Origin of the sequence: Chlorogloeopsis sp. ULAP02 (assembly GCF_038404745.2) — a bacterium.
Classification (GTDB): domain Bacteria; phylum Cyanobacteriota; class Cyanobacteriia; order Cyanobacteriales; family Nostocaceae; genus Chlorogloeopsis.
This window is the reverse complement of record NZ_JAYKTT020000015.1, coordinates 1-20,456: the sequence shown is the minus strand read 5'-3', so window position 1 is coordinate 20,456 and position 20,456 is coordinate 1. Positions and strand designations below refer to the sequence as shown.

Genomic DNA, 20,456 nt, shown 5'->3' with positions numbered 1-20,456 from the left:
ATCATTAAAGTCTCAATGGTAGCTTCTTCTCGGCAAAGTAACAGTTAACATTTTGGTTCTGGCAGATGTGATGATTCTGCCTGCTTTGTGTTATCTGTTTCTCTGCTTTCATTTACCTGTTAGCCAGGGGGAAAGTATGATGGACTACCAGAATTTTCAGCGGTTTCTAAACACTCGGATCAAGCGGCGTAACCTGATCATTGGTACAGGGGCATTAACTAGTTTAGCGATCGCGAGCCAATTTTCTCATCCAAGAGCGATCGCTAAAGCAAGATTTCCCGATTATCCTTTTAAACTGGGTGTAGCATCAGGTGAACCCTATCCAACCAGCGTAGTAATTTGGACTCGTTTGGCTCCCGATCCTTTAAATGGCGGTGGAATGTCTCCTGTGATCGTTCCAATTCGCTGGGAAGTTGCAACCGATCCCCAAATGAAGCGAATTGTAGCTAGGGGTACTGCGATTGCCAGCCCAGAATTAGCTCATTCAGTTCGAGTTGTGGTTGAAGGACTTCAGCCCGAATGTTGGTACTGGTATCGATTCATCTCAGGCAACGAAGCTAGTCCAATTGGGCGTACTCGTACAGCACCTTCACCAGGCAGCTATGTAAATAAATTTACCTTTGCCCTTGCTTCTTGTCAGCATTACGAGCAGGGATATTACACTGCATACAAATACATGGCTCAGGAAGATCTAGATTTAGTGGTGCATGTGGGTGACTATATTTATGAAGGGCCTATCGTACAAGGACGTGTGAGGCAACATAACGGCTCTGAAATAAAAACTTTAGAAGATTATCGTAACCGCCACGCCCTCTATAAAACCGATCCCAACCTCCAAGCTGCCCATGCTGCTTTTCCCTGGATTGTTACCTGGGATGATCACGAAGTAGAAAACAACTATGCTAATGCCATCTCTCAACTCGACGATGACGATCAAGATCCTCTAGAATTTCTAGCTCGTCGAGCAGTAGCTTATCAGGCATACTACGAACATATGCCACTACGTCCATTCTCTCGACCAGAAGGGCCAAATATGCAGCTTTTCCGCCGACTTTCTTTCGGTAACTTGGCAACATTCCACGTCCTAGATACTCGTCAATACCGTACCGATCAGCCCTGTGGAGATGGAACCAAAGAACGTTGTGCAGGAACTTTCGATCCAAATGCAACGATTACTGGCAAAGCACAGGAAAATTGGTTACTCGAAGGTTTAAATACTTCACAAACTCAATGGAACATTTTGGCTCAACAGGTTCCTATTGCTCAAAGAGATATGACACCTGGGGAAGGCGCAACTTTCAGTATGGATAAGTGGGATGGATATCTGGCTTCTCGCAACCGACTGATGAGTTTTCTAGAACAGCGCAAACCCTCTAATCCAGTTTCCTTGGCTGGTGATGTACATTCCCACTGGGCAATGGATCTCAAGGCTGACTTTGATCGCCCAGAATCCACAACAGTTGGAAGTGAATTCGTTTGTACATCAATTAGTTCTGGTGGCAATGGGGCAGACACAAACCCTACGGTAGAAGCTTATCTCCCAGATAACCCACACATTAAGTTTTTTAACGCTCAACGTGGATATGTCCGTTGCTTGCTAACTCCTATAAACTGGCAAGCAGACTTTCTAGTGATGTCAGATGTGATAACTGAGTCTGGCTCCATTAGTAAGCGTGCTGCATTTATTGTTGAAAATGGTCGTCCAGGGATACAGCAAGTCTAAATTATTTCAGGGATTTTTTGTTTATCGATAGTTACACCAATCCTCGATTCCCCCTAACCCCCTTTTGAAGTTTTTCTCATTACCATGCAGAGCATTGTAATGAAAACTGTAAGGCTCCGTCTTCAATCATCAGGCAGAGCCTCAATCAATGTTTTCCCAGGCTGGAGCCTGGGAAAGAGAAAAAACGGTATTACCCTACTCAACCCAGCTTAAGCCCCAGTAGGTTGGTTAGATTGACTCAAAGTAGAACGCCCATTCAATGACAGCATGACGCGTGAAATGCCAGTAAACAGAACGCTTGCACCAACTAATGTCCCAATTAGCCAACGCGCATTGAAGGGCCATTGGAACCAAATCATTGCACCCAAAAGTAGGGTTATAATGCCATCACCCAACACCCATGTCCAGTTTTGTTGGGGACGCAACCGCAATGCCAGAATTAGCTCGAATATGCCTTCAGTTAACAAAAAGCTACCTAGTAGTAAAGTCAGTGTCAGGACACCTGTTAAAGGGTAAACAAACAGCATCACACCAGTGCCGATATACAATCCGCTTAACAAAAGCTTCCAAATAAAGCCTCCGTGATCGCGAGTTTGAAATGCATAGATGAGTTTACTAACCCCGGCACTAGCTAAAATCGCAGCAATCCAAGTTTCAGCAAAAATTGTGGAGACGGCAGGTGCAGCGATCGCAGCAATTCCGAGAACAATCAAAATAACACCAATTAGGAGCGAATTATTAAAACTCTTGTTAATGTCGCTAGAAACATTGGTTGTCATATAAATTTTTTCCTTAGTATTGTGAACTCTACGATTAAGCTAGGGAATTTTTCACGAACTTTTTAGAACCCTAAGGTAGATTGGGGAATAGGGGTTAGGAAGAGGAGGGAGATAGGGAAGATGGGGAAGAATTCTTCTCTGTGTTCCTTGTCACCTGTCCCCTGTTCCCTATACCCAATCACTTTTTATAAAGACTTCTATACTCCCAAGGTTTAACAAACTTGGCATCACTCCAAACACCTCGCTGTTGTTGTTTGGCTTGTGCTTCGGCTTGTTGAATTGTGTCTCGACTCGGACATTTATTTAAATATGGACGATAAACCAGCGCTAATCCTTCACGCACCAATACTTCTTGAACAAACGTGCCATTCGGCAAGCGTACTTCAGCAACTTTGCGTCCGTAGCGATCGCTATCTGTTACCGTTAACTTGACGTGATCGCCTCCTTGTTGTACCAACTGCTGTACCCGTTCTTGCGCTTTAGCACCCCAAGTAAATTGATTGCGATCGCTTGCTATTTTACTTTCTCTTTCTTTGTTGGAATGCGGTACTTCTGGTGCATCCACACAAGCAAAACGGACGTTAAACTCGTTGCCTTGCGAATCTTTGACTTTGAGGGTATCACCGTCGCTGACTCGTTCGACTATATCGCCAGAGGGGAAAAGCTGGGGCAAGAGGCGATCGCATCCTATTAAACCTAAAATGATGATAGCAGCACAAAGCCAGATCAAAGCCTGTTTGGTCAGTTTCACAGCATCAAAACATCCAATTCTCTGTGGATTGATAATACCAAAATGAAAAGAAGCCAGAATCACAGTAGCCACAAAGAAATTTAGACAAACAAATAGGGACACAGCTATGCTACGTCCCCATACTTTTGGTATCCATTTTTTTTGACATACTTAGCTTTTACGAGTTACTTCCTCCAGTGTTAAACTAGCTTGCTTTACCTCTAGATATGCAATAGATTTTTAATCTTTGTAAGTATTGGTTTTTTCTACTACTGCTGCACTTTCTCTTTCTTGAGAGCGGCTCAACAAGTAAATACAGCCTACTAACAAACTACCTAAAAGCATAGATCCACCCATTGAGCTACTAGTATCTTCAGTTTTAACATTTTCATTAGAACTGCCTGTGTTTTTTTCAGAACTTGCTTGGGCAGAAGTCATAGAAAAAAATAAGGCGCTACTAGTAATAGCAGCAGACATCACTAAAACCAGAAATCGATTCTGCTTCATATTTCTACTAGTTAGATTTCAAAATTTTTAGTTGATAAAAAATTGTCAAAAAAATCCCCTTATTTACAATATAAACCTTGAGTAGGAATCTAGGCAACAGCAAATGAGCTGACCAAGCATTGAAAAAATAAAAGTTTACTATAAGAAAAGGCATCTCACTTTCCAAAAATGAGGGCAAATCTCTGATGAACTTGTTGACTTACGTCTTGCATTTGGTGGGTTCAGGCGCAGTTGCATATTATTCTGCCGCACAAATCCGCGATATCAAAACCCGTCCTAACATCCTTGCAGGGTTTCAACTCGCAGAATCTGGTTCTGTACCTTTTTTGACTAAACTCGGTGAACGAGCCGCAGCAGAAGGTGATACATGGTTGGCAGAAAAACTATCAAAACACGCAGCAGACGAAACCAGACACGGACAAATTTTTGCTCATGCTTTAAAACAGTTGCATAAACAAGTTATTGATTTTAAAAGTTTGCCAAAAAACACGGAAGAAAAGAAATCACAGGAACGACGCAGTCCCTTTTTTGCAGCCTATTTTGAGGGTTTCACTCCAGAACAATTAAAACCAGATGCAATTGACTGGAATGTATTTATGGGTAGTACTTACATTCTAGAGTTGGATGCTAGTAAGGATTTTACGCGAATGGCAAATGTTTTGCCTGAGAACGATCCAAAAACTCGCAATCTCAAGTTAGGTATGTTAAGTATTGCTAAAGATGAAACCGATCACGCTAGCTATTTGTACGAAGCGATGATGCGACGGATGTCTGCGGATGAGGTGCAAAAATTAGTCAATCAGTGGCGCACTCGTAAAGTCAACGCGATGTTGGCATTTGCTGATAATTTATTGCAGGGTAAAGGACAAACCCGTTTGTTAGTACAAGATAGTGCACCCTCAGAAAATGATTCTGAATTAATGGTTGCATAAGTCATTAGAAAATAAGGTAAAAGGTAATTGTTTTTGCTTTTACCTTTTACCTCGTGTCTATTCTCTTGTTCTCTTTGTTTAGATCCTCTGATTCTGAGGTTGCGAACTCTGTGAAGGTTGCTGCTGTTTTTCTGTTGGTTGTACTTGCTCAAATAAAGCAGCTGGAGTAGCTTGGCGAAAGGCTCCGCAGTAATACATTGTCATCACTGCTTTAAAAGCCCAATGGTTGGATGGCACGTCACTAAAAGGATTGGGTAAAGTCTCAGCTTGATTTTGAACGCAAGCTTTGGAAACTGGATTCGGTTTTGCTGGAACCTGATTGCCAGGTTCTTGTGCTTTTACAGGAATAACGAAACTGCTAGCAATCAATACTACAAAGCTAGTCAGAATTTTGATGCTCATAAGTCTTAAAGTTACCTATTTATACATCTCTAGTTTAGTTTTCTAAAGATGTCAGCGCCCTCTGTTATCTAACTCAGGCAAGGTCACAAAAACTATATGTAAGCAAACATTGCCACCAATGTTAACATTACAGCTAACCCAACCATCCAAAGTATCAATGCTCCCCAACTAACAGAATCTTGTTGGATTTTTTGCCAGAAATTATTGGTTTCTGAATTATTGCTACGAATTGCCATATTTATCCCCTCCGATTATTTTGCGCTTCACCAGACATGCAATGATCGCTAGTTAATTTGAGATCAGGATATTAGGCTTGAGCATCCTATCTTCTCAAGTCTAACTAATTGATATTGAAAGCAATATTTAATACTTTTTCTCCAAACATTTGTATTTTGAATATTTTCCTTAAACCTCCTAAAAAAGGTATGAGATAAATATAAAATATGCTGCATTAATTGAGAGAACAAGTACGCAATTGTCTCAACTAATACTTATGTTTATTAAGCGTTCCCTTGCCTAAAAAATTACCAACAGTTTTTCGTGATGGTAAGATATTAGATTCTATTTTCCCATAAAGGAGCGACAAGAGCGATCGCACTCTGAAAATTGTGAAGATTCTTAATTTATTTTGTTGTGAACCTACTTACAAGCTATCAAAAGCAAGAGTAGCAAATAGAGGACAAACAGATGGCGATCGCAAGCACAAACTTATCCAATGGCTGAAATTTTACATAGAGGCGATATTCAAAGTGCTTGAAAAATATATTAAGTAATAAGAAAAAATATTAAATATTAATGCATAATTAATATTTAGATTGAATTTATTGGTATTAAATTCACATGAATATTTTCAGAAGCATTAACCTATTTTAAGGAGAAAATCAGTTGTTGACATCGACTTTACTAGCCGCTGCAACCACACCCCTGCAATGGAATCCAACGATTGGGGTAATTATGATTCTCTGCAACATCTTTGCCATTGCTTTTGGTAAATCAACCATTAGATATCCGAACTCAGAGCCTGCTCTACCTTCATCTCAGTTTTTTGGTGGTTTTGGTTTACCAGCACTATTAGCTACTACCGCCTTTGGTCATATTCTAGGAGCAGGTGTAATCTTGGGATTACACAATCTAGGAAGATTCTAGATTTATTTCATCCATAACGTTAGTTATGATGCCTAGAAATGCTTTTGTCTCCAGTTGTAAGCCAGAGAATTATTTCTCTGGCTTTTTTTGTAAATTTGAAAATAAAAAAGTAAAAGCAACAGAACAACTTGTTACTTTTACCTTTGATGATTTCCGACTATTTCTGTATATAAAATCCAACTCAAACTTAATCTATAAGCTCAGTCTGCTAAACTTGCATAGGAGTTAAACCACGCATTTGACGTATAGCATTGAGACAAACGGCGCAGTCACAGCCAAACATAGCTATAGCAGCATCACTTTCTTCTTCAGTAAAATTGAGTTCTTTAATACTACTGGGATCGGAATTCTGTGGTGCCGCTACCTCTGGTTTAGATGTTGTAGTGTTGGTTTTGGTTGCCTGTGTACATCCAAAACGAGGAGATACTGAGTGGGTATCTCTAACGCAGGAAAGGCGAGCTCCTGACGGTTTCACCGTTTGATTTGCGCTTGCTGGATGAGCAATCATGAGCATAGACAGCATAGACGCAAAGAGCACAGGGCTGGAAAGTAAAGTGAGGACAAATTTCTTATTCATCTGTACTCCAGGATGTTTTTGATTAACGAAGGTAAGGTGGCCATATTCTCACATTAGCTAGTTGATTTTCAGTAAATTGTATACAAAGTTGTCTGAAAGATATAACCCAAGTAATGCTGAAAAAGCAGACACAACTTTAAATCCTCGTTTTTGCAACTAGTTTGTGCTGCGCACCCTTTCGGTAAAATTAACTTAAAACAGATGGCAGAAGGGAGGAAAGTTTTTTCATCCATTCTGTGTAGGCAGTTCATGAAGGCTACTTGGAGTTTCAGCCGAACTTTGAATAATCGCACAACCAACTTCAGCTAGCTTAGACCAAGTTGAAGTCATCGACTAACTCTACAATAGCCAAGTTCCCTGATCAGGCAAAGTAATAAGCAACTCAAAAAAGGGAACGGGGAACAGCATAAGGAATGTGTAATTAATTTTATTTAGGTAATTAATTCTGTCTGAGTACATATCGCACTGTTTTTGGTGAGGAGCAAAGTTCTAGAACACCAAATTCTCCTACAATGCGCTTGTTGGGTACAAAAGCATTTCTCGATTTATGGCAAATCAAAATCTGATTCCAGTGATTGTCAATGGTGCAGCAGGTAAAATGGGCCGTGAGGTAATCAAGGCTGTGGCGCAAGCACCAGATCTAAGCCTAATGGGTGCTATCGATACCAGTCTTGAACATCAAGGTAAAGACGCAGGAGAGATAGCAGGTTTAAATGAACCCCTAGAAGTGCCTATTACTAATCAATTGGAACCGATGCTGGGATATGTGGCTGGTGAGAGGCATATGCAACCAGGAGTAATGGTGGATTTTACCCATCCTGATTCTGTATATGATAATATTCGCAGCGCGATCGCTTACGGTATCCGTCCGGTTGTTGGTACTACCGGATTAAGTCCCGAACAAATTCAAGATTTGGCAGATTTTGCCGATAAAGCCAGTACTGGATGCCTCATTATTCCCAATTTCTCTATTGGCATGGTTTTACTCCAACAAGCAGCAATAGCAGCATCTCAACACTTCGACCATGTAGAAATTATAGAATTACATCATAATCAAAAAGCTGATGCTCCTAGTGGTACTGCCATTCAAACAGCTCAGATGTTGGCTGAGATGGGAAAAACATTTAACCAGCCAATTGTCAAAGAAACAGAAAAATTAGCAGGAGCAAGAGGTAGTCTGGCAGACGAAGGAATTAGAATTCACAGTGTACGTTTACCAGGACTAATTGCTCATCAGGAAGTTATTTTCGGTGCGCTTGGTCAAATTTATACTTTACGGCATGATACGAGCGATCGCACTGCCTATATGCCAGGAGTAATACTAGCAATCCGCAAAGTTCTTCAGCTAAAGTCGTTAGTATATGGTTTAGAAAAAATACTCTAAATTTTTAATTCACAGTCATGCCACGTGCTACAACTGGTATAAAACACCAAGAGCGCAGTGGCTCCATCATCAAATCAAAAATCCGAATGCTTGTCCCACTGACTCGCGAAAAATTTAATCAACTTGTCCCCTTAATCGCCACTGGCCAACAGTACAAGTATTATTGGGGAAAATTTCCAGATTTTTTACAGCGGCTATTAATTTCTGTAGTCGCAGCAGCTATTGTTTTAGTGGTCAAAGTTATTTTTCGGCTTGATTTTGGCCCCATAGTATTTTTACTAGGACTAATCGGTGCTTTCTACTGGTTGTGGGGGCCAGTTTTTTGGGCTAGTATGCAAAATGCCAAATGTCGCCGTTATAAATACAGTGGCTTTTTCCGCGGGCGAGTTTTGGATTGGTGGATCACCGATGAGTTAGTTGGCAAACAAGAAACCGTTGATGGTAAAGGTGATTTAGTCATCGTAGAAAATCGAGAAAAACGAATTAACTTGGAAGTAGGCGATGACACGGGATTTACAGCCCAAATTAAAGCCCCACTACGGGTTGAACACAAGGCTATCACTCGTGGGCAAGTAGCAGAAATGGTGGTGATGTCAAATCGCCCAGATTTGAGCAGGATCGAACAAATCACTGATGTTTACATTCCCAGGCGCGAGTTGTGGGTGAACGATTATCCTTATCTACGTCGAGATTACTTTCCTGAAGTGAGTCGCCGTTTGCGCGATCGCCAGCAAGAAAGACGTAGTCAGCGTTATCGCCCAGAAGTAGATGTAGAAAGTAGGGAGAGTAGGAGAAATAAGGGAAGTAGGCAAAGTAGAAGATGGGAAGAAGAGGAAATGGATAACTACTAACTTTGCTGATTATTGCCTGCTTGTCCATAAGCCTGCCAAGCTAAATCTACCAAACCATCAATAATTGCAACAGCCACCATAGCACCACCTTTGCGGCTATCAATTATGATGTTGGGTACTAGAGAATCTCGCAATCGCTCTTTGGCAGTATCCACATTCATAAAACTTGCTGGTGTAGCAATAACTAAAGCAGGCTTAATTTCCTCTACTTCAATCAAATCAACCAATATTGTCAAAGCAGTTTTTGCTTGTCCTACCACAAATATACCCTCTGGATATCGCTTGGCTAAAGTCTCCATGCCCCAAGCTACACGAGTTTTTTCCTTTTGAGGGCGAGCAGGGGCATCTATGCCACAATATATCGGATTAGCAAAAGTATTTTGGATATCATAGCTAATGCCTACTTGTACCATCGGTACATCTACTATGATAGTCGTACGTGCAGCCAAAGCAGCAGCACCCGCTTGCAAGGCACTGTCAGAAAAGCGAATCAAAGATTTATACTCAAAATCCCCTGTAGCGTAAATGCTCCGTCGCACAATTTCGTACTCAGCCGGAGAAAAGACATGATCGCCAAATTCATCATCAATTATTGCCAAACTCTGAGCATCAGTTGCGTGCCATTCCATCATTATTAAGCTTTTACCTAACAGCTTTCAGCTTATCAGTAAAGATTGGGGATTGGGGAGAAGAGGACACGGGGACGCGGTGACGCGGAGAGAGAACTATTTCCCCGCGTCACCGCGTCTCCCCCTCTCCGCGTCTTTTTGTCCTTATCCCCTAGTCCCAAATATTACGTCTCCGATGCTGATGAGCGACTGAAAACAGGAGATAAGTACGCAACTAAAGCGCCAATTAGAAAGCCGGAGATATTACGAATTAGAGGTAGCCATTCAGAAGTACGTGATACTACTGGCCCAATACCGAAGGCAATAAACAAAATTCCCCATAAAGGAGAAAAAATTAATGCCCATTGCCAAGCCAAAATTTGTCCTTCGCGTCGGGGTTGAGCAGCAAATCCACAAATAACTCCACCAATGATTGAGGTAACGAGGGTAAGAATCCATTGTTCTCTGGGCAATCCAGGAACAACACGGCAACCTCCTTGACGCAAACAAGTTTCAATCGACTCTAGAGACTGTAAAATAGCTTGGTCTTCACCTTGCTCGCGTACAAAGTATAAATTGCCAAAACGTGTTTGCAATTCTACCCAAAAAGTACGAGGAAGAAACTTATAAACAGCATCACCGACATTAAAATTGAGAATATTACCACCACTAGCATCGGCTACGAGGAGAACGCTTTTGTCATCTAACCCCCAAAACTCTTTCACTGCTCTACCGGGGGTGCGATCATACTGAGTCAAAACTCTCAGTTTCCAGCCAGTTTCAGCTTCAAATCGCTCTAATTCTTGAGCTAAGTTTTCTTCCTGAACAATGGTAAGAGACTTGGCTAAATCTATGACAGGGGTTGGAATATCGGGTAATAAATTCGGATTCTCGTAGGCGTAGGCACGGGGAGAGTGGGTTGCCCAAACTGAACCTGCCAAAAGAAACACCGCGCAAAATGCCAAAATCCGTCGCCAAAAACAATGCTGCATGGGCTTCTCTATACAAATCTTCACAATGGACTTGAATGAGTTATTTTTAAAGATTAGGTGAAAAGTGATAATTCTTTACACTTTTTAACTTTACTCTAATTTATTTTATCTGGCAAAAGGATTGCTTTCGCCTCCTGATGGTTGAATTGTAGGGAGCGACTCCGTATTTATCTGTATTTGGCTTTTCTAATTTCTATTCTTCGTCCTGCCAATCTTCTGTATTATTGCTGTCCCAACTATTTGCATCATTGTAGATATCTTGATTGCGATAAGGTTTGTATTGTCTGATCGCTTTTTTTGATCGGGATGAAAGCACGCCTTTTTGATTTACCGATAAGCGATCGCCACTTCTTTTGGAAGATTTGGGGCGCGTTAGGGTTTTCAATGCCGCTTTGACACCAACAAACAGGCTACGCGTACCAACTTGAAGATTTTGAGCCTGCTGTTTAGCGCTATTGAAACTTTGATCAACTTGCTTGACTACACCAGAAGCACTTTTAACACCTTCACTGACATCATCTGTTAAATCAGTGATTTCCAAGCTAGTCATGCGGATAGCATCTAAGGTTGGTGGTAGTTCCCGTGAGAGAGTATCAAAAAACTTTTCCGCACTACGAGCTGCACGCGCCACCTCTTGCAAAGCCGGTATAGCCGCCACCAAAACAGCAGTCAAACTGGTGGCGACTAGGAGTATAGATAATCCCAGCCAAAACAGAGGTTCACTCACAGTTACGTCGTTGATTAGCTATCTCTGTGCTGGGCAATAGAATCTGAGTTAGCTTCTGAAGGAGCATCTTTTCGCTTAATTGCTTGATTTTCTCTTTGACTGGCTTCTATACCAGCAGCGATCGCTTCCCGCAGTCGCTCAAATGTTTCATCCCAATTTCTTAATGCATTTGCAGATAGGCGATCTGCCTGAAGTTGGACACTCGTTGATAAATCTTCTGCCAATTCTGGCAGGGCATTGGCAGATTTTTTCAATAGTTGACGTGTTTCGCGCCCTGCACGTGGAGCTACGAGCAACCCAGTCAAAGCACCGATGGTAGCTCCTAGCATTAAACCGCCAAAAAATACTCCAGAACGGTTGTTAGACATTTTGCTGTTTTTCTCCTTACACCCATTTTATGCAGGTTTTCACACCTTGCAAGGCCCAAATATTGAAATCATCCCAACTTACAGACAATATATCAATATAAAGGTTGCCTGAGTGGCGCTATTGTTATTGACTTAACACAATTTGGATAGGAAATGGGGATGTACGAGCGGGTTTAGAAGACAAATTCTCGGTTTGAACGGCAAGATTATCAGCAAAACCCGCCCCTACCAACTTTTTCGCAAATATCTACGCCATATTCTTTGTCCAACAACCAACAGACTAACAATCTGTCGCAATTGTTGGAGTTGTATCTCTAGCACTTGGTTAGTTTGCCGCAAGTTTTGAATTTGGTACTGACTAATATAGATAGCTTCTGGTGCATTACGTAATACCGCATGAGAGCGACGTTCAGCGAGAATGAACCAATTAGTGATCCGAGTGCATCGTAGTCGCAGTCGCCATACTCGCCAAGCTATATAAAGTAGAATTGCTGAGATGAGCATATTAATTACAACTACAATTTGTACCATTGCTTTCCTTTAGCAGTACCAAAACAAAGATTTTTTTGTGGAACTGAGCTAGATTCTGACTTCATCATAGCTAGAGAGAATTTTGTGAGCAGTAGTTTCTACATTACTCATTGACATCTTGCACTATTCTCAAGAAGAGCCAAAGGCTCTTAATTCTCGTTACTAGGTTGAACCTGGTAACGAGCGTTTGGAGGCTGTGCCTCCGGGCTGTTGTAACTGGTGAAGGTATAAGATCAAGAAAATTAAACTAGGTTGAGCTGAGTTTGTACTAGGAATATTGAAAGCTATAGACAATCTCAAGCAAGCTCAAACAGTACTGGATTTTTTTGGCGATCGCATTTCATTGTTTGTGTCTGTGTTTCTTTACTAATGTCTGGAGAGTTTGTAAATCGTACTTCCAGATTTTGCCAGAGGTAAACAACTGATATCCCGCAGCGAACAAAGCAGATGCCACCAAAACAGACAGAAGATTTATTGACGCAAATATACCACCAGTAAAAGCAATAACTGCTATTCCTCCCAATATCAACAACCATCCGATCATGCGGTTGACACAACCCACTAGCAGAACCGCAACTCCGGCAATACTCAGCAACACACCTGGTAGACGTACAAATAAACCAACTTGAGTGCTGGCAGCCAAAATCAAGATACCTGCAACTATTAGGGATGCACCTAATATTTTGCTTGTCCGAGCAACGCGGTTTGGAGGTTGCATTAGTGTGGGATTGGAGATATTACCAATATTTGATTTATTGTGTTGTTTGTGTCGAAATATAAAAGTTACTTTGCTGCCTTGTCCCAGGTCAATTTTATCTCCTGGTTTGAGAGGATAGCGAGTTTTTGGATCTAATTTGATGTCGTTGAGATATGTACCATTAGCACTGCCTAAATCTTCTATACAATAAGTACTTTCTTGTAACTGAATTTCTGCGTGTGTGCGAGAAACTATATTCGCATCTGGTAAATCGGAAACATCCACATCAGGATTAATAGTTGCATTCGGCTTACCTATACGAATGACAGAAAAATACGGTTGTATTTCAAAAGACGTGTGAGTTTGAACATGAAAAAGCTCTAAACCCAGACTTTTTGTCTGTAGTGTCCCTAAATTTTGCATGGCTTATTTTCAGAAAAAATTTTATTTTCTCCAGATTCTGTAATCTAGAGACAAAAAGTTTTCAGTTGATTATCTGAAATTTTCTTATTTTAACTCTGGTAATAATTGTATCTACCAATTACCAATTATTAATATATGAGTAGATTAACAAAGTTTTTTTATAAAAAGACCCGGTAGTTAGCCGGGAGATTTGCACAAGAACGTATGGTGTTTTTACAATACTCTTCTATTAATTTCAATATTTGCCAAAATGCCGAAATCAAGCTAACTCTTTGCTAACAAAAACCCCGGCACGATGCCAGGGCAATGCTCTACGAACCAGCTTATAACTGATTACCTTCATCTTAAGAGTCACAACTCAATATACGTGCCAAATTGCCCAAAAAACCAAATTTTACCGATTTGTTAGGAAAGTAACTGATCAAAAATATTTGGTCAAATTCATAGATGCGATCGCCTTGAATTGTCACTATGATAATTTAAGTAATTTTACCAAGGACATAGACATACTAGCCGTAGAGGGATTGATCGCAGCATTACAAGCAAGAATCACTGCAATATGAATTTCTTAATGACGAATTACTATTACACCAACTGACAACGATAAAATAAAAACAAATCGACCAAAGGCAGTCTTTATGGCAACCCAACTTGGTGAAACCAAATTGTCAACTGAACTGGTAATCTCATGGGAAGCTTTGCCCGACGATTTTCAATTAGAGGATGAACCAGTGGAAAATACAGGTCAGCCAATTTTGGCTGGTGCATTGCGTGAAAGTTTAGAAATCAGTGGTTTCATCCAACCTCAGATGTTGATTGCTTCCAATTTTGGTCTTTGTGCGACTGTGAACAGTCAATTTATTGTTAAAGCACCAGATTGGGTTTATGTTCCTTGTGTCAATCAAGTTTTAGGAGAACGCAAAAGCTACACACCCAATTTAGAAGGGGATGTCCCTGCGGTGGTGATGGAATTTTTATCCGAAACTCAGGGGGAAGAATATTCGGTAAAACGAACCTATCCGCCAGGAAAATGGTTTTTTTACGAGCAAATTTTGCAGGTTCCCATATATGTAATTTTTGACCCTAGTGGTGGTTTATTGGAATTTTATCAACTAGAAAATAGACGGTACGAACTAAAGCAGCCAGATGAGAATGGTCGTCATTGGATTGATTCAATGGGTTTATTTTTGGGAACTTGGCAAGGAACAAAAGAAGCCCGAACTGGTTATTGGCTGCGGTGGTGGGATCAGGCAGGTAATTTGTTACCGTGGGCTGTGGAAGTGATTGAACAAGAACGCCAACGCGCAGAACAAGAACGCCAACGTGCAGAACAAGAATGCCAGCAAAAAGAAAAGCTCATAGCTTATTTACAATCTCAAGGAATTGATCCGAATAACTTGCCTATAGATTAAACATGATTAATTGCTTTTCTTAACAAGTGAACCTGAGGGTATATTAGAGTAAGATTTAATTTTGTAATGTAATTGCTCGGTTTCATCAAGGAGTTGTTCAATTCCAACTTCTTGAATACCTTTAACGTAATTAATTTTAATTTCTTCGAGTAGATCTATCAGTAAAGTCTGAATTTCTTGAACGTTGTGTTTTTTCTGCAACTCTTTTTCTAGACCCTCGCGAAAGTTATTACCTAAACGGGAAAGAATCTCTGCTAATACTGGATCTTCTATGACATTAACCAAGTTTTTATATGCAACTTGAGATATAGATTTTGACAAATTTTCTGTGAGCTGAGATGGTAGATGGCGTAAACCAGGCAAGTACTGCAATTGTTGCCAAGCTGGTAATTGGTTAAGAGTGGTAGTGATAGTGTGGTGTAACAAGTCTTCAATATCTGGTTGCACTTTTGGAAGCACATCATAAACGCTGACATTAACCAGACGAGTAGTTAGTGCATGAACTTCATTTGTATTATTTACCTGCACATAAGGTTGGCGAGACTCAGGATGAAACAACCAGGTGGTTACATCTCCGCGTTGAATCGATGCCTGGATTTGGTCAATAACCTGAATACCTACCATTTCTGTCAATTCTGCGGCAAAGCCAATGACGAAATCGCGTTGAGCTTCTGCTCTTACGGGTTCCAGGTTTAATAAATCTGTTTGGTAAAGGCGAATTGTGACGGGAATGACTCGTAGCGATCGCCAAAATGGTAACAATAAGAGGATATCGTACCAACGCCGCAACAGAGCTTGGAACCAACTTATTTCTGGATATCGGCATTTGATAAAGTAGGTACGTGTTAACAAGTCGAGAGCAAATACGATTATAAATGGCAAGTCAAGTAACCAAAAATAATCAACGAATTTTCCAAATCTATTCAGCTCTCGATAATAGTTAGTCTGAATTAAAGGGTGAATTTGATAATTCCAAAAATTAATTTCTTGCTGCCATCCTCTACTCTGCAAGTGAGCTAAACTCCAAAAAGTTGTAAAAGCATCACGAGCAAAGCTTTCACCTGTTCTTTGCCGAAGCTCATTATTAATTTTTTCTAATATTCTGCTTTGATTTGCGACTGCGAAAGGATTATCTTCTATTATTTGCAGGCTGATTTGACGCAGTTGTGCCAGTTGATTTTCTACCTGGGGTGACTGCAATCCCGTTGCTATAACTTGTGCTTCTAAAGCTTCTATCTGCTTTAGATAATTAACAGTTTCTGGATGAGGTTTTATACCCTTAAGAGGGTCATAAAAACGGGTAAGTGCAGGGATAGTTTGTAGGTAAAAATCACGTGCGTATAAATAGCTGGCGTTAAAAAACACTAGCAATAAGTTGAGCAAGGCAATGAGCGCAATCAGGCGTTCGTGCCAAAGATGCTGGCGTTCAAAATGAGGTGTATACTTTGCCATTATCTAATCTGAAGAAATCGTACTTAAATTTCTATTTTCATTTACTTCTGTAGTTTCGACAGGACGGTTTTGTATCCAAGCAAACAAAGCACCACCACCAACTAAAATTAGGGTAATACCTGTGACAATTTGAAGCATGATGCTGTAACGCATAGTAATTGTTGGTTGAGCAAATTTACTACTAACTACTATATGTGCGGGTTGAACGAAAATATCTCTCTGTAAATTAAGAAATATCTTCAACACAAACCCACCACTACTAACTCAATTAAACAAGATTGAAGTGTTCCATGTGAATGTTCGTGGGTGAAACTCCAAGATCATGCAAGGCTAATTCTACTTGATCCATCATCTTGGGTGATGCACAGATAAAGTACTGCCGTGTGGCGCGTCGTTTGGGTATGTATCGCTCCAAAAGTTCCTTGTCTACATATCCAGTTTCTCCTGACCAATCTTCGGGTGGTTCTCTGAGAACATGGATGATACTCAAGTCAAGTTTTTTCTTCAAACCCTCTAATTCTTCGCGAAAGGTGATATCGTCCCAATTTTTACTGCCATAGATTACTAAGTAAGGACGATCATCTTTACGTTCGACGGCAGTTACTAACATACTCATTATTGGTGTGATGCCGATACCCCCAGCAATGAGCACAAAACCTGCTGAGTCTTCATAACGATCTGTAGTAAATACTCCGTAAGGGCCGTCTAGGAAAGCTTTCGTTCCAGATTTAACATCTTTGATGGTATTGGTAAAGTCTCCCAGAGCTTTGATACTAAACTCTATCTTTTCAGCGTGTTCTCCACTAGAAGACATAGAGAATGGATGTTCTCGCATCCGAAATGGGGAGATATCAAGGGTAATCCAAGCAAATTGTCCGGGTTGGAAGCAAAAACCTTTATGTCCAAAAGGCCGCAATGCAAGTGTCCACACATCACCGCGTTCGGCTCGTACTTCCTCCACCAGATAGGGCTTTTTCAGCATTAACCAGGGTTTCACCAGACGCACGTAAACTAGTAACCACAGAGCGACTAGGGCGATCGCTGTCCACAAAACTGCCTTCCAAAATAGCCCTAAGTAATTACCCACGCCAATTGCGTGTCCCAATCCCAAAGCAACCGTTAAAACTGCCAAAACTCCATGAGAAGTACGCCAGGGTTCGTAAGGGATCTTCAGTTGCTGTCGCCAGATCGTAGTAATAACTAGCGCTATCAACGCCAATGTTGCTGCAACAGCCATTCTGGCTCGCCACGGTGCTGTAAAAACGTTTAATAGTTGTAGCGTTTCTGGCTGGACTAAGAACAAAATCAGCGGATGGATGAGAATGAATGCAAATGCTACTAACGAGATGTAGCGGTGAAACTGGAGGATGATATCAATACCGTAGGAAGCTTCGACACGATTAATACGGGCAGTGAGAGCAAATTGTAGTGCCATCATTGCCAAAGCAATGAAACCCAAAGCAACTGAGAAGTCAGTCCAAAATCCTCCTCCTGTTAGTGGGGGATAGATGAGCAGAATTAATAAGGGTAAGAGGGTAATGAATAGATATGCCCCAATCCAGCCAGCTGCAATGACAACCGGACTATGCATTAACAAACTTCTCATAAGCCACCTCTTTTAACTCTGTTGGCGTGAAGCTTGAGCACGTCTATTGATTTCCTGCCAGTTGACGACGTTCCACCAATTATTCAAATACTCAGCGCGGCGATTTTGGTATCTAAGGTAATATGCATGTTCCCATACGTCATTACCCATGATGGGGTAAGAACCTTCCGTAATAGGGCTATCTTGATTAGGTGTACTCGTAATTTGCAACTGTCCTTGGGGATTGCGCACTAGCCAAACCCAACCACTGCCAAAGCGATCGCCTCCCGCTTCATTAAATTGTTTTCTAAACTCCTCAAAACTGCCAAAGGTTTGATTGATTTCTTGGGCAATTTCTCCTGTTGGTTCTCCGCCACCTTGAGAACTCATAATTTGCCAGAAAATTGTATGGTTAAGGTGACCACCCCCATTATTGCGTACTGCTGTGCGGATATCCTCAGGTACACCATTGAGATCGCGCAGCAAAGCCTCCACGCTTCTATCTTGCAGTTGCGGATATTGTTTTAAAGCCTCATTGAGATTCTCAACATAAGTTGCATGATGTCTGTTATGATGCAGTTTCATTGTTTCTGCATCAATAGCTTTCTCTAGAGCATTATAAGAGTAAGGTAATGGTGGCAACTGAGCGGGATTTGCACTCAGTTGGCGATCTAAATAAGCGATGGGACGCGTATCTGCGACAGGTGCGGTTGTTTGTATAGGAGTAGCTGTAGTGTTTGTTGGTGACTCTGCTACCTGTTGAGGTTGACAGGCAAATAAGGTAGATACTAACAAAATTCCTGTTAAAAACCAAATTATTGGTTGTAAAACAAATGATTTCTTCATATTGGATTTGATTAAAAAATTACCAAAACTGTTACTTTTGATTTAGGTAAATTGTGCTACTAATCTCAGAAGAATTGAGTTAATAATTGCTAAAGCAATTGAACCTAATAAAGCACTCCAAAAACCATAACGTAAACTAAATCCTGGAACTATCGCAGCTGCCAAACCGAAGATGATGGCATTTAACACAAAGAAGAATAATCCTATGCTCAAAATAATGAGTGGTAAAGTAAACAAAGTCAGAATGGGCAGTAAAATAGCATTAAGAATACCAAAAACTATAGCAGTGATGACTGCTTTACCAAAACCATCTATTTCAATTCCCAAAAATGGGAGTCTAGAAATAATTAAAAAGCTAACAGCAGTGACTAGCAAGGTTAGAATCAGACCAGCCATAATCGTTCCTCTCTTTTTTCGAGTAGCGAGTAATTCGCTCAGGAGAATTTACACATAACAGTCCTATTTGGTTTGTAAAATTTTTCGTGACAAGTACCATTCGTCATGATTACAGCAAATTTCATTGATTTGAACCACAATTTTTTGTCTGGGCGGCTTTAGCAGATATCCTTTCGGTTTGAGCTAGAGATTGAAACAAAACCCGCCCTTACAGTATTGTCTATTCATCTGAAAATGGCTGTAACTTATGATAAATAGCTAAAGTAAAATAATCCAAACGCAATATCTCACAAATCATTTAGGACTGCTATATATTTAGTGTTGAAAGTAAATGTGAGTAAAAAGTGACGAAAATCTAGAATTCTATTAGTAGGCAGTAGAGGTAATTTGACTGCGATCGCTAACGAGGTGATGGTTTCGTACCTGTGTAGGAGACACGATAAATTACACCGTTAGTATCATCGGCAAATAGCAGCGAACCAGCTGATGCGATCGCTAAACCAACCAGTCTACCAAACTGTGCCTTTGCACCTTTTGTCAAGAAGTCTGTTACAAAGTCTTCAAACTGAGTCGGTTTGCCATTTTGAAAACGTAAACGCACGACTTTATATCCCACGGGAGGGTTGCGATTCCAAGAACCCCGCATGGTAACAAAAACATCATTGCGATACTCTGCCGGAAAAAGAACACGAAGGAATGTAAAAAGAAAGAATTTCACAAATTATTTAGGATTGCTATATTCTAAGATTAATGACGAATTAATCACGTTTTTTATTAGTAAATCTGGAAAGCCAAGCAGGTTTGATTTGCTTTTGAGGATGATAGTCGAGACAATTTTTTGCTTCTTCTGTTAAAGCAGTCATAGGATTTACTGCACACTTGAGATATTTATTATTTGAGAAGTAACGGCAGTTTTGACAAGAATGTTGTTGCAATTTATTCAGCCGATTAAACTCATGAAAGAGCTTGAGTTTATGAGAAGCAATCACCCCTGCCATTGCTAAAAATATGATAGGAGCCACAAACAGTGCCGGATCGGGACTAGATGTGACATTTAAATTTTCTCTATTAAGTATTTCGCCATTAGGCTGCTCTATACTCAAGTTTGCTTCAGCTATTTTTGTTTCATTGAATGTAATTTGTTCTAAAAGATTATTAAAAGACATATCATTACCCTCTCGCTCATAAGTAATTATTTGCTGTTATTTTGTTGATGTGTGAGAAAAAATGCTTATATTAGCGAGGTATGTTACAACCAAGGCTTGTAGGCTAATTGAGGCAAAATTATAAAATATTCCATCTACGTTCAGTGTGAGAAATGAATGTGAATAGAAAGTGACGGCAACACAATAAACGTATGCTGTAAAGTTTTAGGTAGCTAAAAAGAA

At 40.5% G+C, this 20,456-nt stretch carries 27 protein-coding genes; 8 read left to right on the top strand and 19 right to left on the bottom strand.

Features of this window, described 5'->3' with window-relative positions:
* The first annotated feature begins 136 nt into the window (after nucleotides 1–136).
* Entirely contained in the window at nucleotides 137–1,723 is a 1,587-nt protein-coding gene (locus U2718_RS08165; protein WP_341997715.1) for an alkaline phosphatase, read from the top strand.
* A gap of 209 nt (nucleotides 1,724–1,932) precedes the next feature.
* Here U2718_RS08165 and U2718_RS08160 read toward each other — a convergent pair whose 3' ends face one another.
* The 3 genes from U2718_RS08160 to U2718_RS08150 form a co-directional block, all read right to left on the bottom strand.
* Nucleotides 1,933–2,502, bottom strand: a complete 570-nt coding sequence (locus U2718_RS08160; protein WP_341997717.1) for an HdeD family acid-resistance protein — start codon at nucleotides 2,500–2,502, stop codon at nucleotides 1,933–1,935.
* A gap of 178 nt (nucleotides 2,503–2,680) precedes the next feature.
* Nucleotides 2,681–3,316, bottom strand: a complete 636-nt coding sequence (locus tag U2718_RS08155) for a thermonuclease family protein (protein WP_411813250.1) — start codon at nucleotides 3,314–3,316, stop codon at nucleotides 2,681–2,683.
* 156 nt (nucleotides 3,317–3,472) lie between these two features.
* Nucleotides 3,473–3,739, bottom strand: coding sequence for a hypothetical protein (locus U2718_RS08150; RefSeq protein ID WP_341997719.1), 267 nt, complete (start codon nucleotides 3,737–3,739; stop codon nucleotides 3,473–3,475).
* A 185-nt stretch (nucleotides 3,740–3,924) separates the two neighbouring features.
* Here U2718_RS08150 and U2718_RS08145 point away from each other — a divergent pair, with 185 nt between their 5' ends.
* Nucleotides 3,925–4,671 carry a ferritin-like domain-containing protein gene (locus tag U2718_RS08145; protein WP_341997721.1) on the top strand — a complete coding sequence of 249 codons (747 nt, stop codon included), beginning with the start codon at nucleotides 3,925–3,927 and terminating at the stop codon, nucleotides 4,669–4,671.
* Between the two features lie 78 nt (nucleotides 4,672–4,749).
* On the opposite strand, the gene U2718_RS08140 is transcribed toward U2718_RS08145, so the two are convergent.
* Nucleotides 4,750–5,073 (bottom strand): S-layer protein, encoded by a 324-nt coding sequence (locus U2718_RS08140; protein ID WP_341997723.1) that lies wholly within the window; start codon nucleotides 5,071–5,073, stop codon nucleotides 4,750–4,752.
* 92 nt (nucleotides 5,074–5,165) lie between these two features.
* Nucleotides 5,166–5,309, bottom strand: a complete 144-nt coding sequence (locus U2718_RS08135; RefSeq protein ID WP_341997725.1) for a hypothetical protein — start codon at nucleotides 5,307–5,309, stop codon at nucleotides 5,166–5,168.
* 372 nt (nucleotides 5,310–5,681) lie between these two features.
* Here U2718_RS08135 and U2718_RS08130 point away from each other — a divergent pair, with 372 nt between their 5' ends.
* Nucleotides 5,682–5,846, top strand: a complete 165-nt coding sequence (locus tag U2718_RS08130; RefSeq protein ID WP_341997727.1) for a hypothetical protein — start codon at nucleotides 5,682–5,684, stop codon at nucleotides 5,844–5,846.
* 112 nt (nucleotides 5,847–5,958) lie between these two features.
* Nucleotides 5,959–6,219, top strand: a complete 261-nt coding sequence (gene psaK, locus U2718_RS08125) for a photosystem I reaction center subunit PsaK (RefSeq protein ID WP_341997729.1) — start codon at nucleotides 5,959–5,961, stop codon at nucleotides 6,217–6,219.
* A 208-nt stretch (nucleotides 6,220–6,427) separates the two neighbouring features.
* On the opposite strand, the gene U2718_RS08120 is transcribed toward psaK, so the two are convergent.
* On the bottom strand, nucleotides 6,428–6,796 hold the full coding sequence (locus U2718_RS08120) for a hypothetical protein (RefSeq protein ID WP_341997731.1): 369 nt from the start codon (nucleotides 6,794–6,796) through the stop codon (nucleotides 6,428–6,430).
* 547 nt (nucleotides 6,797–7,343) lie between these two features.
* On the opposite strand from U2718_RS08120, the gene dapB reads away from it, so the two are divergent.
* Entirely contained in the window at nucleotides 7,344–8,180 is an 837-nt protein-coding gene (gene dapB, locus U2718_RS08115; protein ID WP_341997732.1) for a 4-hydroxy-tetrahydrodipicolinate reductase, read from the top strand.
* A gap of 86 nt (nucleotides 8,181–8,266) precedes the next feature.
* The gene (locus tag U2718_RS08110; protein WP_341997762.1) at nucleotides 8,267–9,031 is read left to right on the top strand and encodes a phosphate ABC transporter permease; all 765 of its coding nucleotides are present in this window, start codon (nucleotides 8,267–8,269) and stop codon (nucleotides 9,029–9,031) included.
* Here the strand turns inward: U2718_RS08110 and U2718_RS08105 are convergent.
* The 6 genes from U2718_RS08105 to U2718_RS08080 form a co-directional block, all read right to left on the bottom strand.
* Entirely contained in the window at nucleotides 9,028–9,660 is a 633-nt protein-coding gene (locus U2718_RS08105) for a precorrin-8X methylmutase (RefSeq protein WP_341997764.1), read from the bottom strand. The genes U2718_RS08110 and U2718_RS08105 overlap by 4 nt on opposite strands.
* A 164-nt stretch (nucleotides 9,661–9,824) precedes the next feature.
* Nucleotides 9,825–10,631 carry a TPM domain-containing protein gene (locus U2718_RS08100; protein ID WP_341997734.1) on the bottom strand — a complete coding sequence of 269 codons (807 nt, stop codon included), beginning with the start codon at nucleotides 10,629–10,631 and terminating at the stop codon, nucleotides 9,825–9,827.
* A 193-nt stretch (nucleotides 10,632–10,824) separates the two neighbouring features.
* On the bottom strand, nucleotides 10,825–11,358 hold the full coding sequence (locus U2718_RS08095) for a DUF948 domain-containing protein (RefSeq protein ID WP_341997736.1): 534 nt from the start codon (nucleotides 11,356–11,358) through the stop codon (nucleotides 10,825–10,827).
* Nucleotides 11,359–11,372: 14 nt separating this feature from the next.
* A complete protein-coding gene (locus U2718_RS08090; RefSeq protein WP_341997738.1) occupies nucleotides 11,373–11,726 on the bottom strand; it encodes a YtxH domain-containing protein in 354 nt (117 codons plus the stop codon).
* Nucleotides 11,727–11,951: 225 nt separating this feature from the next.
* Nucleotides 11,952–12,257: a hypothetical protein gene (locus U2718_RS08085; RefSeq protein WP_341997739.1), complete on the bottom strand. Its 306-nt coding sequence runs from the start codon at nucleotides 12,255–12,257 to the stop codon at nucleotides 11,952–11,954.
* 340 nt (nucleotides 12,258–12,597) lie between these two features.
* Nucleotides 12,598–13,377 carry an FHA domain-containing protein gene (locus U2718_RS08080; RefSeq protein WP_341997741.1) on the bottom strand — a complete coding sequence of 260 codons (780 nt, stop codon included), beginning with the start codon at nucleotides 13,375–13,377 and terminating at the stop codon, nucleotides 12,598–12,600.
* Between the two features lie 431 nt (nucleotides 13,378–13,808).
* On the opposite strand from U2718_RS08080, the gene U2718_RS08075 reads away from it, so the two are divergent.
* Nucleotides 13,809–13,940, top strand: a complete 132-nt coding sequence (locus tag U2718_RS08075) for a hypothetical protein (RefSeq protein ID WP_341997743.1) — start codon at nucleotides 13,809–13,811, stop codon at nucleotides 13,938–13,940.
* Between the two features lie 75 nt (nucleotides 13,941–14,015).
* A complete protein-coding gene (locus tag U2718_RS08070) occupies nucleotides 14,016–14,789 on the top strand; it encodes a Uma2 family endonuclease (RefSeq protein WP_341997745.1) in 774 nt (257 codons plus the stop codon).
* A gap of 6 nt (nucleotides 14,790–14,795) precedes the next feature.
* On the opposite strand, the gene U2718_RS08065 is transcribed toward U2718_RS08070, so the two are convergent.
* From U2718_RS08065 to U2718_RS08035, 7 genes are all read right to left on the bottom strand, one after another.
* Nucleotides 14,796–16,241, bottom strand: coding sequence for a hypothetical protein (locus tag U2718_RS08065; protein ID WP_341997747.1), 1,446 nt, complete (start codon nucleotides 16,239–16,241; stop codon nucleotides 14,796–14,798).
* Between the two features lie 3 nt (nucleotides 16,242–16,244).
* Nucleotides 16,245–16,484, bottom strand: a complete 240-nt coding sequence (locus U2718_RS08060; RefSeq protein WP_341997766.1) for a hypothetical protein — start codon at nucleotides 16,482–16,484, stop codon at nucleotides 16,245–16,247.
* 25 nt (nucleotides 16,485–16,509) lie between these two features.
* Nucleotides 16,510–17,847, bottom strand: coding sequence for a ferric reductase-like transmembrane domain-containing protein (locus tag U2718_RS08055; RefSeq protein ID WP_341997748.1), 1,338 nt, complete (start codon nucleotides 17,845–17,847; stop codon nucleotides 16,510–16,512).
* 12 nt (nucleotides 17,848–17,859) lie between these two features.
* Nucleotides 17,860–18,672 carry a superoxide dismutase gene (locus U2718_RS08050; protein ID WP_341997750.1) on the bottom strand — a complete coding sequence of 271 codons (813 nt, stop codon included), beginning with the start codon at nucleotides 18,670–18,672 and terminating at the stop codon, nucleotides 17,860–17,862.
* Nucleotides 18,673–18,714: 42 nt separating this feature from the next.
* The gene (locus tag U2718_RS08045; RefSeq protein WP_341997752.1) at nucleotides 18,715–19,068 is read right to left on the bottom strand and encodes a phage holin family protein; all 354 of its coding nucleotides are present in this window, start codon (nucleotides 19,066–19,068) and stop codon (nucleotides 18,715–18,717) included.
* A 400-nt stretch (nucleotides 19,069–19,468) separates the two neighbouring features.
* Nucleotides 19,469–19,786: a hypothetical protein gene (locus U2718_RS08040; RefSeq protein ID WP_341997754.1), complete on the bottom strand. Its 318-nt coding sequence runs from the start codon at nucleotides 19,784–19,786 to the stop codon at nucleotides 19,469–19,471.
* Between the two features lie 40 nt (nucleotides 19,787–19,826).
* Nucleotides 19,827–20,234 carry a hypothetical protein gene (locus U2718_RS08035; RefSeq protein WP_341997756.1) on the bottom strand — a complete coding sequence of 136 codons (408 nt, stop codon included), beginning with the start codon at nucleotides 20,232–20,234 and terminating at the stop codon, nucleotides 19,827–19,829.
* Nucleotides 20,235–20,456 lie beyond the last annotated feature (222 nt).

Coding starts and splice junctions, on each gene's coding strand:
- U2718_RS08165 (WP_341997715.1), top strand. CDS start 137: ATGATGGACTACCAGAATTTTCAGCGGTTTCTAAACACTCGGATCAAG.
- U2718_RS08160 (WP_341997717.1), bottom strand. CDS start 2,502: ATGACAACCAATGTTTCTAGCGACATTAACAAGAGTTTTAATAATTCG.
- U2718_RS08150 (WP_341997719.1), bottom strand. CDS start 3,739: ATGAAGCAGAATCGATTTCTGGTTTTAGTGATGTCTGCTGCTATTACT.
- U2718_RS08145 (WP_341997721.1), top strand. CDS start 3,925: ATGAACTTGTTGACTTACGTCTTGCATTTGGTGGGTTCAGGCGCAGTT.
- U2718_RS08140 (WP_341997723.1), bottom strand. CDS start 5,073: ATGAGCATCAAAATTCTGACTAGCTTTGTAGTATTGATTGCTAGCAGT.
- U2718_RS08135 (WP_341997725.1), bottom strand. CDS start 5,309: ATGGCAATTCGTAGCAATAATTCAGAAACCAATAATTTCTGGCAAAAA.
- U2718_RS08120 (WP_341997731.1), bottom strand. CDS start 6,796: ATGAATAAGAAATTTGTCCTCACTTTACTTTCCAGCCCTGTGCTCTTT.
- dapB (WP_341997732.1), top strand. CDS start 7,344: ATGGCAAATCAAAATCTGATTCCAGTGATTGTCAATGGTGCAGCAGGT.
- U2718_RS08110 (WP_341997762.1), top strand. CDS start 8,267: ATGCTTGTCCCACTGACTCGCGAAAAATTTAATCAACTTGTCCCCTTA.
- U2718_RS08105 (WP_341997764.1), bottom strand. CDS start 9,660: ATGGAATGGCACGCAACTGATGCTCAGAGTTTGGCAATAATTGATGAT.
- U2718_RS08100 (WP_341997734.1), bottom strand. CDS start 10,631: ATGCAGCATTGTTTTTGGCGACGGATTTTGGCATTTTGCGCGGTGTTT.
- U2718_RS08090 (WP_341997738.1), bottom strand. CDS start 11,726: ATGTCTAACAACCGTTCTGGAGTATTTTTTGGCGGTTTAATGCTAGGA.
- U2718_RS08085 (WP_341997739.1), bottom strand. CDS start 12,257: ATGGTACAAATTGTAGTTGTAATTAATATGCTCATCTCAGCAATTCTA.
- U2718_RS08080 (WP_341997741.1), bottom strand. CDS start 13,377: ATGCAAAATTTAGGGACACTACAGACAAAAAGTCTGGGTTTAGAGCTT.
- U2718_RS08070 (WP_341997745.1), top strand. CDS start 14,016: ATGGCAACCCAACTTGGTGAAACCAAATTGTCAACTGAACTGGTAATC.
- U2718_RS08065 (WP_341997747.1), bottom strand. CDS start 16,241: ATGGCAAAGTATACACCTCATTTTGAACGCCAGCATCTTTGGCACGAA.
- U2718_RS08055 (WP_341997748.1), bottom strand. CDS start 17,847: ATGAGAAGTTTGTTAATGCATAGTCCGGTTGTCATTGCAGCTGGCTGG.
- U2718_RS08050 (WP_341997750.1), bottom strand. CDS start 18,672: ATGAAGAAATCATTTGTTTTACAACCAATAATTTGGTTTTTAACAGGA.
- U2718_RS08045 (WP_341997752.1), bottom strand. CDS start 19,068: ATGGCTGGTCTGATTCTAACCTTGCTAGTCACTGCTGTTAGCTTTTTA.
- U2718_RS08035 (WP_341997756.1), bottom strand. CDS start 20,234: ATGTCTTTTAATAATCTTTTAGAACAAATTACATTCAATGAAACAAAA.